The organism is Pedobacter aquae, assembly GCF_008195825.1.
In the GTDB taxonomy this organism is placed as follows: Bacteria; Bacteroidota; Bacteroidia; order Sphingobacteriales; family Sphingobacteriaceae; genus Pseudopedobacter; species Pseudopedobacter aquae.
In genome coordinates, this window is record NZ_CP043329.1 from 1,037,999 (window position 1) to 1,054,371 (window position 16,373).

At 35.1% G+C, this 16,373-nt stretch carries 14 protein-coding genes; 11 read left to right on the plus strand and 3 right to left on the minus strand.

What is annotated here, in order from left to right:
- Window positions 1-118: 118 nt before the first annotated feature.
- The 4 genes from FYC62_RS04610 to FYC62_RS04625 all read left to right on the plus strand — a co-directional run bounded on the left by FYC62_RS04610 (window position 119) and on the right by FYC62_RS04625 (window position 6,200).
- The gene (locus FYC62_RS04610; protein WP_149074097.1) at window positions 119-1,210 is read left to right on the plus strand and encodes an AAA family ATPase; all 1,092 of its coding nucleotides are present in this window, start codon (window positions 119-121) and stop codon (window positions 1,208-1,210) included.
- Window positions 1,210-1,851 carry a DUF4276 family protein gene (locus tag FYC62_RS04615; protein WP_149074098.1) on the plus strand — a complete coding sequence of 214 codons (642 nt, stop codon included), beginning with the start codon at window positions 1,210-1,212 and terminating at the stop codon, window positions 1,849-1,851. The genes FYC62_RS04610 and FYC62_RS04615 overlap by 1 nt, the downstream gene beginning before the upstream one ends.
- Before the next feature lie 126 nt (window positions 1,852-1,977).
- Window positions 1,978-2,991 carry a virulence RhuM family protein gene (locus FYC62_RS04620; RefSeq protein WP_149074099.1) on the plus strand — a complete coding sequence of 338 codons (1,014 nt, stop codon included), beginning with the start codon at window positions 1,978-1,980 and terminating at the stop codon, window positions 2,989-2,991.
- Window positions 2,988-6,200, plus strand: coding sequence for a type I restriction endonuclease subunit R (locus FYC62_RS04625; protein WP_149074100.1), 3,213 nt, complete (start codon window positions 2,988-2,990; stop codon window positions 6,198-6,200). The genes FYC62_RS04620 and FYC62_RS04625 overlap by 4 nt, the downstream gene beginning before the upstream one ends.
- Before the next feature lie 280 nt (window positions 6,201-6,480).
- On the opposite strand, the gene FYC62_RS04630 is transcribed toward FYC62_RS04625, so the two are convergent.
- A complete protein-coding gene (locus FYC62_RS04630; RefSeq protein ID WP_149074101.1) occupies window positions 6,481-7,203 on the minus strand; it encodes an FKBP-type peptidyl-prolyl cis-trans isomerase in 723 nt (240 codons plus the stop codon).
- A 107-nt stretch (window positions 7,204-7,310) separates the two neighbouring features.
- Between FYC62_RS04630 and FYC62_RS17415 the strand changes: the two genes are divergently transcribed.
- The 4 genes from FYC62_RS17415 (at window position 7,311) to FYC62_RS04645 (ending at window position 10,728) form a co-directional block, all read left to right on the plus strand.
- The gene (locus FYC62_RS17415) at window positions 7,311-8,162 is read left to right on the plus strand and encodes an exonuclease domain-containing protein (protein ID WP_240534814.1); all 852 of its coding nucleotides are present in this window, start codon (window positions 7,311-7,313) and stop codon (window positions 8,160-8,162) included.
- Window positions 8,159-8,683, plus strand: coding sequence for a hypothetical protein (locus FYC62_RS17420; RefSeq protein ID WP_240534815.1), 525 nt, complete (start codon window positions 8,159-8,161; stop codon window positions 8,681-8,683). Before FYC62_RS17415 ends, FYC62_RS17420 begins: the two co-directional genes overlap by 4 nt.
- 31 nt (window positions 8,684-8,714) lie before the next feature.
- A complete protein-coding gene (locus tag FYC62_RS04640) occupies window positions 8,715-10,292 on the plus strand; it encodes a M28 family peptidase (RefSeq protein WP_149074102.1) in 1,578 nt (525 codons plus the stop codon).
- A 127-nt stretch (window positions 10,293-10,419) separates the two neighbouring features.
- Window positions 10,420-10,728, plus strand: a complete 309-nt coding sequence (locus FYC62_RS04645) for a seryl-tRNA synthetase (protein WP_039454415.1) — start codon at window positions 10,420-10,422, stop codon at window positions 10,726-10,728.
- Between the two features lie 171 nt (window positions 10,729-10,899).
- Here FYC62_RS04645 and FYC62_RS04650 read toward each other — a convergent pair whose 3' ends face one another.
- Both FYC62_RS04650 and galK read right to left on the minus strand, forming a co-directional pair.
- On the minus strand, window positions 10,900-11,943 hold the full coding sequence (locus FYC62_RS04650) for a UDP-glucose--hexose-1-phosphate uridylyltransferase (protein ID WP_149074103.1): 1,044 nt from the start codon (window positions 11,941-11,943) through the stop codon (window positions 10,900-10,902).
- Entirely contained in the window at window positions 11,943-13,100 is a 1,158-nt protein-coding gene (gene galK / locus FYC62_RS04655; protein ID WP_149074104.1) for a galactokinase, read from the minus strand. Before galK ends, FYC62_RS04650 begins: the two co-directional genes overlap by 1 nt.
- A 186-nt stretch (window positions 13,101-13,286) precedes the next feature.
- Here galK and FYC62_RS04660 point away from each other — a divergent pair, with 186 nt between their 5' ends.
- From FYC62_RS04660 to FYC62_RS04670, 3 genes are all read left to right on the plus strand, one after another.
- Window positions 13,287-14,156, plus strand: coding sequence for an AraC family transcriptional regulator (locus FYC62_RS04660; protein WP_149074105.1), 870 nt, complete (start codon window positions 13,287-13,289; stop codon window positions 14,154-14,156).
- A gap of 131 nt (window positions 14,157-14,287) precedes the next feature.
- Window positions 14,288-14,818: a hypothetical protein gene (locus tag FYC62_RS04665; protein WP_052176892.1), complete on the plus strand. Its 531-nt coding sequence runs from the start codon at window positions 14,288-14,290 to the stop codon at window positions 14,816-14,818.
- A 212-nt stretch (window positions 14,819-15,030) separates the two neighbouring features.
- On the plus strand, window positions 15,031-16,317 hold the full coding sequence (locus tag FYC62_RS04670) for a citrate synthase (protein ID WP_039451634.1): 1,287 nt from the start codon (window positions 15,031-15,033) through the stop codon (window positions 16,315-16,317).
- The last annotated feature ends 56 nt before the right edge of the window (window positions 16,318-16,373 follow it).

The window sequence follows — 16,373 nt, forward strand, 5'->3', positions numbered from 1 at the left end:
CAAAAACTGAGTGAATTATTATTTAATGATAGGTGCTTGGTTCATTTTAACTAAGCTCAAATATTTTAAATTCGAATTTATTGTCCAAAAAATCGATAAAGAAAACTAAATTAGCTTAATGATTACCAAGATAGAAATAGAAGGTTACAAAAGTATAAAGCATTTAAGTATCAACTTATTGCCAATTAACATACTTTTAGGGGGGAATGGGGTTGGGAAAAGTAATTTCATTTCCTTGTTTACTTTAATTCGTAATATTTATAATCGAAATCTTGAAAATTATGTATTAACAAAAGGAGGCGCAGATAGTCTACTGCATTTTGGCAAAAAGAACACTAAGGAAATAAATATTGATATTTATTTTGGTACAGCGCTAAGAGCTGAAAATAGATTTATCTTGGGTTTGCAATCTGGTAACAATGACAACTTGTTTATAAAATACACTAAAACAGCGTTTAACTCATATGATCGTTGGCATATTCAAGACTTTGAAACAAATGTAAAAGAATCTCAATTTGCAACATTTAACCATAGACAAGCCTATTATGTAAATTATAGACTAATGCAGTTTGATGTTTATCATTTCCATGACACTAGCGATACATCACCGCTAAAAGGTATGTGTGATCTGCATGATAACATTAGATTAAGAAGGAATGGTTCAAATTTGGCCTCTTTCCTTTATTATTTGAAAGAAAAAGAACCTAAGCATTTTAAACGCATAGAGCTCACTGTAAAGTCAATAGCACCATTTTTCGATCGATTTGTTTTACAACCTAATAGGTTAAATGAGCGGAAAATACAATTGGAATGGCAAGAAAAGGGTTTTCCAGATAGCTATTTTAATGCCTCTCATTTATCTGATGGTACTTTAAGGTTTATCTGTTTAGCTACCCTTTTGATGCAACCTAAACCACCTGCTACCATTATAATTGATGAGCCTGAGCTTGGATTGCATCCTGTTGCAATAAATAAACTGGCAGCCTTAATCAGAAAAGCTTCTGAAAATACACAGATAATCATATCTACCCAATCTATTAATTTAATTGACAATTTTAGTCCAGAAGATATTATTGTAACAGATAGATCGAAAGATGGATCCGTATTTAAAAGACTTAATTCGGAAGATTTACAAGATTGGTTAACCGAATATTCCCTAGGAGATTTGTGGGGTAAAAATCAACTTGGAGCACAACCTTATAGTATATAATGAGTAGGCTGGTCTTTATCGTAGAAGGTGATACCGAGATTATTTTGGTTCAAAATCTAATAGTACCTTATTTTATAAATAAAGGATTTAACAATCCCATACATGCGCAAACTATAATAAGTAATCGCAAACAACACAAAAAAGGTGGAGTGGTTGGATATGATAAGTTTAAAAACGAAGTAAAAAGAACTTTGGCACAAGGAAATGTTATTGTGACTACATTTATAGATTTTTTTCGGATACCTACAGATTTTCCTTCCTATACCACTGACTCCAGCTTAGTAGATAAAATTGAAAATGCAATACACACAGATTTCAATAATCATCCAAATTTTATTCCTTACATACAATTACACGAGCTAGAAGCACTTATGTTTTCTAATATAGCTGGTTTTGATTTAGTAATCGATGATCAAAAAAGTCTGGATAAGATTAAAAAAATAATCGATGATTATCCAAACCCAGAAGATATTAATAATTCACCCGCCACTGCGCCCTCTAAACGATTAGAAAAGATTTACAATTATGATAAAACAGGAGATGGTGAGATGATATTCGAAATGATAGGCATTGATGCCATTATTGAGAAATGCCCTCGGTTTGCAAATTGGCTTAAAGTATTAGAGGAAAGACTAAGCTGAGAATGAAATTCACCGAAGAAAAATTAGAAAAGGCATTTACTGAGTTGTTGGGGCAGGAAGGCTTTCCCCACCACTTAGGCATTACGATAAGTCGAAAGCCCGAAGAAGTATTGATGAAAATTTGAAATGAACAGCGAAATCATCATATATCAAAACCCTGATGGCAACATTAAGATAGATGTTCGCTTAGAGGAAGAAACCGTTTGGCTAACCCAAGACCAAATGGCAACCTTATTTGGCAAAGCAAAATCCACCATCAACGAGCATATCAAAAATGTATTTGCAGAAGGTGAGCTTAACGAGGAAGTGGTCGTTCGGAAATTCCGAATAACCACTCAACACGGTGCTATAGCTGGGAAAACTCAAGAAGTAGAAGTGTTTGGCTACAATTTGGACGTTATCATTTCGGTAGGTTACAGGGTAAAATCGCCTCAAGGCACACAATTCCGAATTTGGGCAACTCAACGGCTTAAAGAATACATTATAAAAGGCTTTACCCTGAATGACGACCGTTTCAAGAGCGGCAGTTCTATGAATTATTTCAATGAATTGCAAGAACGGATTCGGGAAATACGAATTTCTGAACGCTTCTTTTATCAGAAAATCAAAGACATATACACCACAAGTATTGATTACGACCCGAAAGATGAAAAAACGATTGAGTTTTTTAAGGTAGTTCAGAACAAACTGTTGTGGGCAATCAGCGAACAAACAGCAGCCGAGTTGGTATATCGCAGGGTGGATGCTGCTTTACCTTTATTGGGTATGCAATCGTATGATAAGAAAAATGCTGTTTCCATCAAAAAATCTGACGTAAGCATTGCGAAAAATTATCTGAATGAAGATGAAATTAAGTTGCTTGGTTTGTTGGTTGAGCAATATTTAGCTTTTGCCGAAACAATGGCACAACAACGCACCCCAATGTATATGAAAGACTGGATAGAGCGTTTGGATACTATTCTGCAACTTAATGGCAGAGAGCTTTTGACACACGCAGGAAAAATTAGTCACGAAAAAGCACTTCAAAAATCAGAATCTGAATTTGAAAAATATAAAATTGCACAAAAAGCCATAGAGAAAGAACAAAGTTTGAAAGAGATAGAGGAAGATATCAAAAAGTTGAAGAAACCCAAGAAATGAAGTTCACGGAAGAAAAATTAGAAAAGGCGTTTACTGAGTTGTTGGGGCAAGAAGGATTTCCCCACCACTTAGGCATTACGATAACTCGTAAGCCCGAAGAAGTATTGATAGAAGAAGATTTGCAAAACTTTTTGTTAACTCAATACGCAGGGCAAGGCATTACCGTAAACGAAGTTAAATCTATCATTCTTCAACTCAAATCACTTTCATCTTCTGACCTTTACGAGAGCAACAAGACATTTTTAAGGATGCTTTCGGACGGTTTCATTCTAAAACGTGAAGACCGCAATCAAAAAGACATTTACATTCAGTTAATCAATTACACAGGCTTAAATAAACACCGCCAACCAAAAGAAGATGAAGTAATAACAATAGTGGCTGAAGCTGAAGAACAGTATTCTCCGGACAATAACATTTACAAGTTTGTTAACCAATTAGAGATTCTTGGTTCAGAAAAACGCATCCCAGACGGTATTGTGTATATCAATGGTTTACCTTTGGTGGTATTTGAATTTAAATCTGCCATAAGAGAAGAAGCTACTATTTATGATGCTTACACACAGTTAACGGTTCGCTACCATAGAGATATCCCAGAATTATTTAAATACAATGCTTTTTGTGTTATTAGTGATGGGGTTAATAATAGAGCAGGTTCCTTTTTTGCTCCATATGAGTTTTTTTATGCTTGGAGACGTACAGAAGGGCTAGCAAAAGAGGTAGATGGCATAGATAGTATGTTTACGCTAATTCACGGAATGTTTCATAAAAACCGTTTGCGTGACATTATTCGCAACTTCATTTATATTCCTGACAGCTCAAAGAAGAACGAAAAAATTGTTTGTCGATATCCACAATATTATGCTGCAAGGGCCCTGTATGACAATATCAAATTAGCCCAAAAGCCCGAAGGGAATGGAAAAGGCGGAACTTATTTTGGTGCTACTGGTTGCGGAAAGAGCTTTACAATGCTTTACCTCACAAGGTTGTTGATGAAAAGCGAATACTTTGAAAGCCCAACCATTGTATTGATAACCGATAGAACAGATTTAGACGACCAGCTTTCAGGTCAGTTTACCAATGCCAAAAATTTCATTGGAGACAATACCGTGGTAAGTATTGAAAGCAGAGCACATTTAAGAGAATTACTACAAGGCAGACAAAGTGGGGGTGTTTTTTTAACTACCATTCATAAATTTACAGAAGATACCGAACTGCTTACGGACAGAACCAATGTCATTTGTATTTCGGACGAAGCACACAGAAGCCAAGTAAACCTTGACCAAAAAGTAAAAGTGACAGAAAAAGGTGTTACCAAAACCTATGGTTTCGCTAAATATTTACACGATTCCTTACCCAATGCAACATTTGTAGGTTTCACAGGAACGCCCATAGATGCAACGCTAGATGTTTTTGGAAAAGTGGTTGATGCCTACACCATGACTGAATCAGTGAAGGATGAAATCACCGTGAGAATTGTATATGAAGGTAGAGCCGCTAAGGTGTTGTTGAATAATACAAAACTGAAAGAGATTGAAGCATACTATGCCAAGTGTGCAGAAATTGGAAGCAACGAAAATCAGATTGAGCAAAGCAAAAAAGAAATGGCACAGATGTATGCCATTATTGGAGACCCTCAACGATTAAAAGATGTAGCACAAGATTTTGTTAATCATTATGAGAATAGAATTTCGGAAGGGGCAACTGTAAAAGGCAAAGCAATGTTTGTGTGTAGCACCCGTGAAATAGCCTTTGAGTTGTATAAAAATATTTTGGAATTACGCCCTGAATGGAACGAAATACGAGCAGCCGAAGAGGGTGCAATCCTTACAGATAAAGACAAAAGAGAACTAAAACCGATTGAACGAATCAAAATCATTGCTACTAGAGGACAGGACGACCCTAAAAAAATGTTTGATTTGTTAGGGACGAAAGAACAACGTAAAGAACTGGACCGCCAATTCAAAAATGAAAAATCGAATTTCAAAATTGCCATTGTGGTGGATATGTGGCTCACCGGTTTTGATGTTCCTTTCTTAGATAGTATTTACATTGATAAACCCATTCAACAACACAATTTGATACAGACCATTTCAAGGGTAAACCGCAAGTTTGAAGGTAAGAACAAGGGTTTGGTTGTAGATTATATTGGCATTAAAAATCAAATGAATTTGGCGTTGAAGCAATACAGCGAGGGCGACAAAGACAATTTTGAAGACATTGCAGAATCTATTATCATTGTAAGAAATCATTTAGACCTTTTAGCTAAACTGTTTCATACCTTTGATGGTTCCAATTATTTCAAAGGCACAACCATTCAGCAATTAAATACTTTGAATTTAGCTGCGGAATATGTGCAGCAAACCAAAGAATTTGAGACCCGATTTATGGGCTTGGTAAAGCGACTGAAAGCTGCTTATGATATTTGTGCTGGAAGCGAACAATTAACGCAGTTAGAAAGAGATTATACTCATTTTTATTTGGCAATTCGTTCCATTGTTTTCAAACTCACCAAAGGTAATGCGCCTGACACAGCACAGATGAATGCAAAGGTTCGGGAAATGATAAAAGAAGCATTGCAGAGTGACGGTGTAGAAGAAATCTTCAAACTTGGAGACGAAGCAGAAACAGAACAAGATATTTTTGATGAAGATTATTTGGCTAAAATTGAGAAAATCAAATTGCCAAACACGAAAATCAAATTGCTTCAACAGCTATTGGCTAAAGTAATTGGAGAAATTAGAAAAGTAAATAAGGTAAAAGGCATTGACTTTTCTAAGAAAATGCAAGCTTTGGTAGAACGATACAACAACAGAGATGTAAACGACATTTTAAGAAGTGAAGTATATGAAGAAATGGCAAATGCCTTAACTGACTTGATTTGGGAAGCTCACAAAGAATTTACGGCAGGTGATGAGTTGGGCATTGGCTTTGAAGAAAAAGCCTTTTATGATATTTTGAAAGAGTTATGTGTGAAGTATGACTTCAGATATCCTGATGACAAAATGATTGAACTAGCAAAAGCCGTTAAATACCTAGTAGATGGGCAAGCTAAATTCCCTGACTGGAACAAACGTGACGATATCAAATCTGCTTTAAAAGTTGGACTTATTCTCTTGCTTGACGAGTTTGGTTATCCGCCTGTGGAGAGAGACGAAGTTTATGTTGAGATTTTTGAACAAGCAGAAAATTTTAAGAAAAATCAGTTATAATTTTAAAATCTATATTTTGGATGAATTCTTAAGATGACTAAAAAACGAGTATATGTATAGAATTAATTAAAGCATTCTTATCTTATGAAGCTATAACATAGACTAAGGCTAGATTTTACTATTCAATGTTAAGTTAAAAAAACGATACAATCGCCACCCCAATTAAGCACTCGTTACAAACGAGCGCAAGATGGTAAGATAAAGTTCAAGATGAAAAACACAAAAAAAGCCAAGAGCTTTACACCCTTGGCTTTTTAAGAAATTACAATTTTCTTATCTGTTACTGACCAATTTTAATCAGTTCAATTTCAAAAATTAAAGTGCTATAAGGAGGAATATCTTGTCCGGCACCATTTTCTCCGTATCCTAGTTTATAAGGAATATAGAATTTGTATTTAGAACCTACAGACATCAGTTGTACACCTTCTGTCCAACCCGGGATAACCCTATTTAATTGTAGGTTGATAGGCTCGCCACGGTCGTAAGAGCTGTCAAACTGTTTACCATCTAACAAAGTACCTTTATAATGTACGGTTACAAAATCTTCTGCTTTGGGTTTTGCACCAGTACCTTCGGTAATTACTTCATATTGCAAGCCGCTTGCAGTTTCTTTAACACCAGCTTTTGCTTTGTTTTCTGTCAAGAATTTTTCGTTGGTAGCAATAGCTTCGCTAAATTTTGCTTTGGTAGCCGCTTGTAAGAAACTGCCAATAGCGTTAGAAGCCTGCTCATCTGTTAAAAGGGTAGAGTCGCCTTTAAAAACATCTTCCATAGCTTTAGAAAGCATGGCATAGTTTAAAGAAGTTACACCATCTGCTTTTAAGCCTTGAGCTATTTTAAAACCAAAAGAATAGCTGGCAGAGTCTACCGCTGTTAATGCAGGCGCTACAACTGCTACTGGCGCTTTTGTAGCTGCTTTCTTTTTAGATTTAGTTTGTGCGTTAATACTTGTAAAGCTTCCTACTAAAAGTAAAGCTGTTAAGGTTAAATATGTTCTTTTCATTTAATTAAAATATGGCTAAATATATAAATAACAAACGAATCTAAAATTTTACAGGAATAGTTTTTTTGTTTGTGATGATTTGCTAAATAAATTAGTATTTTAGCTGTATGGATAGGTTGTATGCAATTGTGGATATAGAAACTACTGGAAGTCATGCTAGTGCCAATGGTATTACAGAGATTGCTATAGTGATATTTGATGGCACAAAGGTGATAGGAAAATTTGAATCTTTAGTAAATCCGCAACAAACCATACCGCCCTTTATACAATCCCTAACCGGTATTGATGATGAGATGACAGCCCAAGCACCTTTGTTTGAAGATTTGGCTCCGCAGATTTTCAATTTATTAGAAGGGAAGGTGTTTGTAGCACACAATGTAAATTTTGATTTTTCTTTTGTTCATTATCATTTAAAAAAGGCGGGTTATCAGCTCAATAGTAAAAAGTTGTGTACGGTACGCCTAGCCAGAAAAATATTACCGGGTCTCCCGTCTTATAGTTTAGGCAAACTTTGCAGGCAATTAGAAATCGGTATAGAAAATAGACACAGAGCCATGGGTGATGCCTTTGCTACAGCTTCTTTATTTAAAATCCTGATTAATAGAGATCATTCTGATGTAATTGCTTTGGCACTAAAAGCAAATTCTAAAGAGCAGATTTTGCCACCACTTTTAGATAAAGAACAGCTTCAAAAGCTACCGCATGCGCCAGGTGTTTACTATTTTAAGAATAAGCAAAAGAAAATTGTTTATGTAGGCAAGGCTGTAAATATTTATAAACGTGTTTGTAGTCATTTCGCCAATAATAATCCCGATGAAAAGAAACAAGCTTTCTTGAAGCATGTCAAATATGTAGATTTTGAAGTTTGTGGTTCAGAATTACAAGCTTTAATTTTTGAGGCTATAGAAATTAAAAGATTATGGCCCAAAGAAAATAGGGCTTTAAAAATCCGGAGTTGAGGTTTGCTTTGTATGTTTATGAAAATCAGGCAGGTTATCTTAGCCTTGGAGTTGGTAAAAAGATAAAGTATTTGAAGCCTTACCATAGCTTTAACAGCAAAGCAGAAGCTGTTTTGTTCCTCAGAAAATTGATAGAAAACTACGAGCTATGTCCTAAGTTTTGTGGCTTTAAAAGTGTTTTAACTAAAGAAACTTCTAGTACCATGTGTTGTAATACTTGCTTAAAACAAGAAGATGCGCTTACGTATAACCTAAGGGTTGCTGCTGCTTTAAATACCATTGCTGATGAATTTAAGAGCTATTTGATTATAGATGAGGGAAGAGACGGACATGAAAAATGCTGTATCTTGATAGAAAAAGGAGATTTTTATGGGATGGGCTACATGCCTAGTCAGGAAATTGTGAGTCAGCTAGATGATATCAAAACCAAAGTAACACCTTATCCTTCTTACAGTTTTATACAGAAAACTGTTTTTGATTTTGCCTTTAAAAACCCTGATAAACTAATCTTGTTACAATAAGTTTTAAAATAAGATGTTTATCTTCATCAATATGAAAAGAATATTTTTAACTGCTGCCATTATGGGCGTTTCCTCAATTATTTTTGCTCAGGATCAAACGCCTGTAAAATATGCACAAAGCATAACTGTTGCAGATGCTACCAAAAAATTAAGTGTTTTAGCTGCCGATGATTTTGCTGGTAGAGAAACTGGTGATTTAGGTGCGCAAAAAGCTGCTGATTATATCAAAAATCACTTTAAAAGTTTAGGACTTAAAGCTCCGGTAAACGGAGATTATTTTCAGAAACTAGATTTAAGAGAGCAATATCTTTCTAAAACCAATGTGATTGCTAATGGCGAGGCTCTAGAGTTTTTTAAAGATTTCTATATGAGTGGGGTATCGCAAGCTAAGCTCCAGAAGACATTTAAAAATTTTGTTTTTGTTGGTTATGGCATCGCATCAGAGAAATATGATGATTTAAGCAATCTAAATTTAGAAGGTAAAGTTGCTATTATATTGCCCGGAGAGCCTTCAAAAGATGGGAAATCTTTGATTACGGCTAATGGTAATTATTCTGATTGGACAAGCAACCGAACCAAGAAAATAGATGCATTAAAGGCCAAAAAGCCTCAGGCTATTATTATTGTGAGCGATCAGGTAAACCGTATGTCGCAGAACGGAACTAATAAAAATCGTCCGGCTTTGATATTAGGTGATGCTAAATCTAATACACCTATTATTTACTTAACCAAAGCGGCTTTAAGCAAGTTGATGAGTGGTACTAAGAAAGATCTTGCTACAGAAACGAATCAGATTCTTAACGGCCTTAAACCAGCATCTTTTACCTTTAATGGCAATTTAGATGTTGATGTAGAACTTACCATCAAGCCTTTAGAAGCTCATAATGTATTAGGATTTTTAGAAGGTACAGATGAAAAGCTGAAAAAAGAAGTTGTGGTTATTACGGCACATTACGACCATATAGGTGTTGCCGATGATGGCGATGTTTATAACGGTGCCGATGATGATGCCTCTGGTACAACAGGTGTTATGGAGCTAGCAGAAGCTTTTGTGCAAGCTAAAAAAGAGGGTAAAGGACCTAAAAGAAGTATTTTATTTATGACCGTAGTGGGCGAGGAGAAAGGTTTGTTAGGTTCTGAATGGTACTCTAGAAATCCTGTATTTCCTTTAGCTAATACCATCACTAACTTAAATATTGATATGATAGGTAGGGTAGGTGATATTTATAAAAGCAATCCAGATTCTGCCAATTATATATTCGTAATTGGTTCTGATAAGTTAAGTACTACTTTAAAGGAGATTAGTGAGAAGGCAAATAAAACCTACGCGAAAATGGTTTTAGATTATCGTTATGATGATCCAGCAGATCCAAATCGTTTTTATTACCGCTCAGATCATTACAATTTCGCTAAGCATAACATCCCGGTTATTTTCTATTTCAATGGTACACATGAAGATTATCATAAAAAGACCGATGAAATAGGGAAAATAAATTTTCCTTTATTGGTAAAAAGAGCGCAGTTGGTGTTTTATACCGCCTGGGATTTGGTAAACAGAGCAGAACGCCCGGCTGTAGATAGGCAAAATGATATGCCAAGTAATAGATAGTTTTTAGGACAGTTATAAAATGCTGCTGTAGCTTTTGATGATTTTGTAAGCTTTACAGCTGATTTCTTTATTTGGTACAATTTTTAATAGCATAAGAATAGTTTTATGAATAGCTAAACTTATCAATATGAAAAGATTAATTTACTTCGCATTAACAGTATTCATGTTTATGGGTTCTGTAAATGCTTTTGCATCGGGTGCAGAAAAACGTAACCCAGAATTAACAGAGCGTCAGAAAGTAAGGTTACAAGAAATTTCTCAGCGAGTTGAGGAAATCAAATCTTTAGATCGTTCTAAACTAAGTAGAGAAGAGCGTAAAGAAATTAAAAATGAGTTGTTAGAGATGAAAAAAGAATCTAAGGCATTGTCTGGAGGTGTTTATTTATCTGCTACAGCTATTATCATCATCTTATTAGTATTGATTTTAGTTTTCTAGAATTTATATCTCTTTAGGTAAAAAAAGAGGCTGTCTCAAATTACCATTTTGTGTCAGGCTGAGCGGAGTCGAAGCCTTTTCTAAGCATATCAGAGAACATTTCGACTCCGCTCAATGTGACAGATACTATTTTTGAGACAGCCTCCTTTTATCAATAATGACTTGCTTTATTTAACCTAAATAATGCTCTAAACTTAAATCTCTTAACTTTTTAGCAGCTTGCTCTGGCGTAATATCTCGTTGTGGATTAGCTAACATTTCATAGCCCACCATAAACTTTTTTACCGTAGCAGAACGTAATAAGGGCGGATAAAAGTGCATATGCCAATGCCACTCCGGATGGTCACCGTCGTTTACGGGTGCTTGGTGCATACCAGCAGAATATGGAAATGAGGTCTCAAATAAATTATCGTATTTGATGGTTAATTGCTTTAAAATTTCTGCTAAAGCAGTTTTCTCAACCTCGGTAAATTCAAGAATATTTTGAACTTGTCTTTTACTGATGATCATGGTCTCGTAAGGCCAAACTGCCCAAAAAGGTACTAAAGCAACAAAATGCTCATTTTCCAAAATCATACGTTCTTGGCTTTCTAGTTCTACCTCCAAATAAGCGCTTAATAAGCTTTTTTTATTTTCCTGATAATATTTTAGAAACTGTACACCTTCTTTTGCAGGCTCTACCGGTACCGAGCTTTGCGCCCAAATTTGTCCATGAGGGTGGGGGTTACTGCATCCCATTACATCGCCTTTATTTTCAAATATTTGGATGTGTTTTATCCAGCTATGAGAGGTAGACAAGTCTTTAAACTCTGTTTGCCATAAAGTAATAACAGCTTCTATAGCTTTTACTTCCATCTGCGGAAGCGTAAGATCATGTCGTGGCGAGAAACAGATAACCCTGCAAATGCCACGTTCGCTAGTGGCTTGTAATAAATTGTTTTTATTTACATTTCCTTCCGGAGTATCTTGTAATAAAGAAGAAAAATCGTTGGTAAATGCATAGGGGCCTGTATATGGGGGATTTACAGAACCATCAGAACGGGTATTACCCGGACATAAATAGCAGCTAGCATCATATTGCGGTCTTGGGGTATTGTTAACCGTTTCTACTTTACCTTGCCATGGTCTTTTGGTACGGTGTGGAGATACCATTACCCATTCGCCAGTTAATATATTTAAACGCTTATGCGGATGCTCATCAAAATTAAATTCCATTATGCTAAAATTCTTGTACCGTCTTCTATTTGCGATATGTAAACATTCATCCCTTTATTCAGCTTATTAAAATAAGCTTCTTTCACTCTTTTGATAACTTCGTCTAAATGCTCTTCTTTCACTAAAGAAATCACACAACCACCAAAGCCACCGCCCATCATCCTAGCACCTAAAATAGCTTCTTCTTTTTTGGTGCAGCTTACAATAAAATCAAGCTCTGGACAGCTTACTTCATACAATTCGCTTAAACCAGTATGGGTTTGGTACATTTTTTGGCCAAAAGCTTCTATGTTTCCGGCTTCTAAATCAGCGCAAGCGGCCAACAACCTGTTATTTTCTTCTACTACATATTTGCAGCGGTTATAAATATCCGGACTAGCATCATGCAAGCATTCTTCAACCATTTCTATGGTAGCGTCTCTTAAGAATTTAACTTCAGGGTATTTTTGTTGGATAATAGAAACGCCTTCTTGACACTGACTGCTTCTTACATTATATTCAGAAGAAGCTAAAGAGTGCTTCACCATAGAATCAAATAGTACTATTTTAATTCCTTTCAATTCGAAAGGAACATATTCATATTCCAAAGAGCGGCAATCTAACTTAATTACATGGCCTTTTTTACCAAAAACACTGGCAAATTGGTCCATAATACCACATTTAACACCTACAAACTCGTTCTCGCCTTTTTGTGCAATTTTAGCGATATCCATTTTAGATAATTCTAAGTTATAAAGCTCATTTAAAGCAAAAGCAACCGCACATTCTAAAGCTGCTGATGATGACATACCGGCACCTAAAGGAACATCGCCAGAAATAACGGCATTAAAACCTTTAATTTGCTTATTGGCTTTTAAAAGCTGGTCAACAATACATATAACGTAGTTAGGCCATCCTTTTTCAGAGAAGCTATAATTGCTTAATGAGGTTTCAATCTCATCATCCATATCTGCGGCTACCAATACAATTTTATCGTCGTCTCTTTTAGAAATAGCAATATAAGCAGCCTTGTTTACCGCAGCAGGTAGCACAAAACCCATGTTATAGTCGGTATGCTCACCTATAAGATTTACTCTTCCTGGCGAGCAAACAACCAAAGGTTGCTTATTAAACTTTTCTTTAAATGTTTCTAAAACAAGTTCATGTGAATTCTTCATATATATGGTGTTAACCTTTACAAAATTGGTTTTCATAATTTAGGGCCTTATGGAATATGCAAATAAGATACCCAAAAACTATGAGTTTTGAAAGTGTGAAATTAGAGTAAAGAAATAGTAACATAATGGATTATATGATGAAGTTATTGTATTATTTTATGTAGTTTTGGGTTTGAAAATTTAAAATTGAAGAAGAAAAAACAAGGCTTTGAAGGCGAGAGGATTCTTGAAATAACCGCTGTTAGACGTCATTTAATTGATAATCCTCAATTTTTGAGTTTTTCTGGGATGGGCTTTTTTCCAAAAGCTAAATACCATGCAGATGAGCAGCTGAAAGGTTATCACTACTATACCTTAATATATTGTATACAAGGTTTAGGTAAAGCACAAATCTTAAATGAGGATTTAGCTATTAAAGCCGGAGATTTTTTCTTCATCCCTAAAAACACTTCTTTTAAGTATATGGCAGATCATCAAACGCCATGGACAGTTTTTTGGTTTAATTTTGATGGCACTTTAGCCGATGATGTTCTTCAGTTATTTTATCAGCATAATCAATCTTATAAAGGTTTTTTAGCTTATGAGGAAGAACGTATTTTACTATTTGATACCATATATAAGAATTTAAAAAGAGGTTATAGCAAAGAGGTGATGACGCTATTAAATATGGGATTATTACATTTTTTAACTTCTTTTATCATCCATATTAGGCCTAAGCAAAAGGATAAAAACCAAGATTTGGTAAATCAGGTGATAGATTATTTTAAAAAGAATCTAGACAAGAATATCACTTTAACGGAGATGGCTCAATATATAAATATTTCTGTTCCTCATTTTTCTTCGGTTTTTAAAAAGAAGGTAGGCGTATCTCCGGTAGATTACTTTTTGCAATTGAAAATGCAACGAGCCTGCCAATATTTAGAATATACCGATGCTTTAGTTAAAGAAGTAGCTTTTAAAGTTGGCATAGAAGATGCACAGTACTTCTCTCGCTTATTTTCTAAAGTAGTAGGAATGTCTCCCAATACCTACAGAAAGACGCTTGGTCGCCAATAACATAAATTCATTTTTGTAATTCTTTGACTAAAGGATAAAGTATTCATTATCTATAAGATAGCGCTTAAATATAGGGAAACGCTCTATTTGGTCTGCTCTTTGTTTATGCGATGCATATCAAACAAATAAAAATGAAAAAAACAATGATTAAAATGTTTATTGTAGCAGCTACAATAACATCATACTTCTCTTTCAATCATGCACAAGCACAAACCACAAATCCTGATGGCTCAAGAACCCGCTTAGGTCTTGGCTTAGGTTTGGGTGTGCCAACAAAAAGCAATGTGGCAGATGTAGTGATTGCACCTGATTTAAGGTTACAACATGATTTAGGCGCTCGTACTTCTTTAACTTTAACCACAGGATATTATGGTTTTGTGGGTAAGCCAGAAGTACTGGGAGAAAGAATTGGTTCGGATTTAATTCCACTTAAAGCAGGGGCTAAGTTCTTTTTTGGAGATACCTTTTATTTGCAACCAGAAGCGGGTGTTGCTTTTTCTACAAAAGAAGGTTACGGAACACCTTTTGTTTGGGCACCAAGTTTGGGTTATGCCAATCAGAAATGGGATATAGCTCTTCGTTACGAAGGTTTTGAATATGAAAACGGAAGCAACGGAATGGTTGCTTTAAGAGCCGCATATTCTTTTAATTTATCCAAATAAGAATTTTTTTAAAATTTTGTAAAAAAGTCGACGAAAGTCGGCTTTTTTTGTTTTCAGGCAAACAAATTTTGAAATATATGCTTATACTTGAGGCATTGTAAGAAATACCTATTTAAAAATTACAAAAAGAAGATATTTCTAATAGAATATTAATACAATTATAATTTTTTAATTAATTGATTTAATTAAATTTGTTGCGTAACACCAATTTTATGTCAGAAACAGCAGAACTTAAATTAGATGGTAAGTCTATTCAGTTACCAGTTTTAGAAGGAACCGAAAACGAGAAAGCAATTGATATTTCAAAACTTAGAGATCAGACAGGTTATGTAACCCTAGATAGCGGTTTTAAAAATACCGGAGCCACCAAAAGTGCTATCACCTTTTTAGATGGTGAAAAAGGTATCTTAAAATATAGAGGCTACGGAATAGAAGAACTTGCAGAGAAATCTACTTTTTTAGAAGTTGCTTACCTTTTAATATACGGTAACTTACCAACTAAAACAGAGATCGAGGATTTCCAGCGTAAAATTAGCAGACATACATTGGTGCATGAGGATATGAAGAAGTTTTTTGATGGTTTCCCGTCAAAATCTCATCCAATGGGGCAGTTGTCTTCACTAGTTTGTTCTTTATCTTCTTTCTACCCTGAGTCTTTAGACCCTCACCAAACCAAAGAGGAGTTTGAGTTAACCATTATCAAATTGTTAGCTAAAATGCCAACCATTGTTTCTTGGATTTACAAAAAATCTTTAGGACATCCGGTATTATATCCTCAAAACAAATATGATTATGTTAGTAATTTCCTTTACATGACTTTTGGTCAGCGTACAGAGGAAATCACCATAGATCCTGTGGTTATTGATGCGATGAACAAATTATTAATTCTACACGCAGACCACGAGCAAAACTGTTCTACTTCTACAGTAAGAATTGTAGGTTCATCAGATTGTAACTTATATGCATCTATTTCTGCAGGTGTTTCTGCACTTTGGGGCCCATTACATGGTGGTGCTAACCAAGCGGTAATAGAAATGTTAGAGAAAATTAAAAACGATGGTGGCGATGTAGATAAGTGGGTTAACAAAGCTAAAGACAAAAACGACTCTTTCCGTTTAATGGGCTTTGGTCACCGTGTTTATAAAAACTTCGATCCGAGAGCGAAAATCATTAAAAAAGCTTGTGACGATATCTTAGCTAAATTAGGTATCAATGATCCTGTATTAGATATAGCTAAGAAATTAGAGGAAGTAGCTTTAAATGATCCTTATTTTGTAGATCGTAAATTATATCCAAACGTAGATTTCTATTCTGGTATCATTTACAGAGCTTTAGGTTTCCCTACAGAAATGTTTACCGTATTATTTGCTTTAGGCCGTTTACCGGGATGGATTGCTCAATGGAAAGAAATGAGAGAAAACAAAGAGCCTATAGGAAGACCTCGTCAGATTTACATTGGCGAAAAAGATAGAACTTTCGTTGATATTGCTTCAAGATAATTTCTTTAAGATATAGAGTAACAAAGCCTGATGAATTTCATCGGGCTTTGTTGTTT

Excerpts from the sequence above, each read along its gene's own strand:
- FYC62_RS04610 (WP_149074097.1), top strand. The coding sequence starts at position 119 with ATGATTACCAAGATAGAAATAGAAGGTTACAAAAGTATAAAGCATTTA.
- FYC62_RS04615 (WP_149074098.1), top strand. The coding sequence starts at position 1,210 with ATGAGTAGGCTGGTCTTTATCGTAGAAGGTGATACCGAGATTATTTTG.
- FYC62_RS04620 (WP_149074099.1), top strand. The coding sequence starts at position 1,978 with ATGAACAGCGAAATCATCATATATCAAAACCCTGATGGCAACATTAAG.
- FYC62_RS04625 (WP_149074100.1), top strand. The coding sequence starts at position 2,988 with ATGAAGTTCACGGAAGAAAAATTAGAAAAGGCGTTTACTGAGTTGTTG.
- FYC62_RS04630 (WP_149074101.1), bottom strand. The coding sequence starts at position 7,203 with ATGAAAAGAACATATTTAACCTTAACAGCTTTACTTTTAGTAGGAAGC.
- FYC62_RS17415 (WP_240534814.1), top strand. The coding sequence starts at position 7,311 with ATGGATAGGTTGTATGCAATTGTGGATATAGAAACTACTGGAAGTCAT.
- FYC62_RS04640 (WP_149074102.1), top strand. The coding sequence starts at position 8,715 with ATGAAAAGAATATTTTTAACTGCTGCCATTATGGGCGTTTCCTCAATT.
- FYC62_RS04645 (WP_039454415.1), top strand. The coding sequence starts at position 10,420 with ATGAAAAGATTAATTTACTTCGCATTAACAGTATTCATGTTTATGGGT.
- FYC62_RS04650 (WP_149074103.1), bottom strand. The coding sequence starts at position 11,943 with ATGGAATTTAATTTTGATGAGCATCCGCATAAGCGTTTAAATATATTA.
- galK (WP_149074104.1), bottom strand. The coding sequence starts at position 13,100 with ATGAAGAATTCACATGAACTTGTTTTAGAAACATTTAAAGAAAAGTTT.
- FYC62_RS04665 (WP_052176892.1), top strand. The coding sequence starts at position 14,288 with ATGAAAAAAACAATGATTAAAATGTTTATTGTAGCAGCTACAATAACA.
- FYC62_RS04670 (WP_039451634.1), top strand. The coding sequence starts at position 15,031 with ATGTCAGAAACAGCAGAACTTAAATTAGATGGTAAGTCTATTCAGTTA.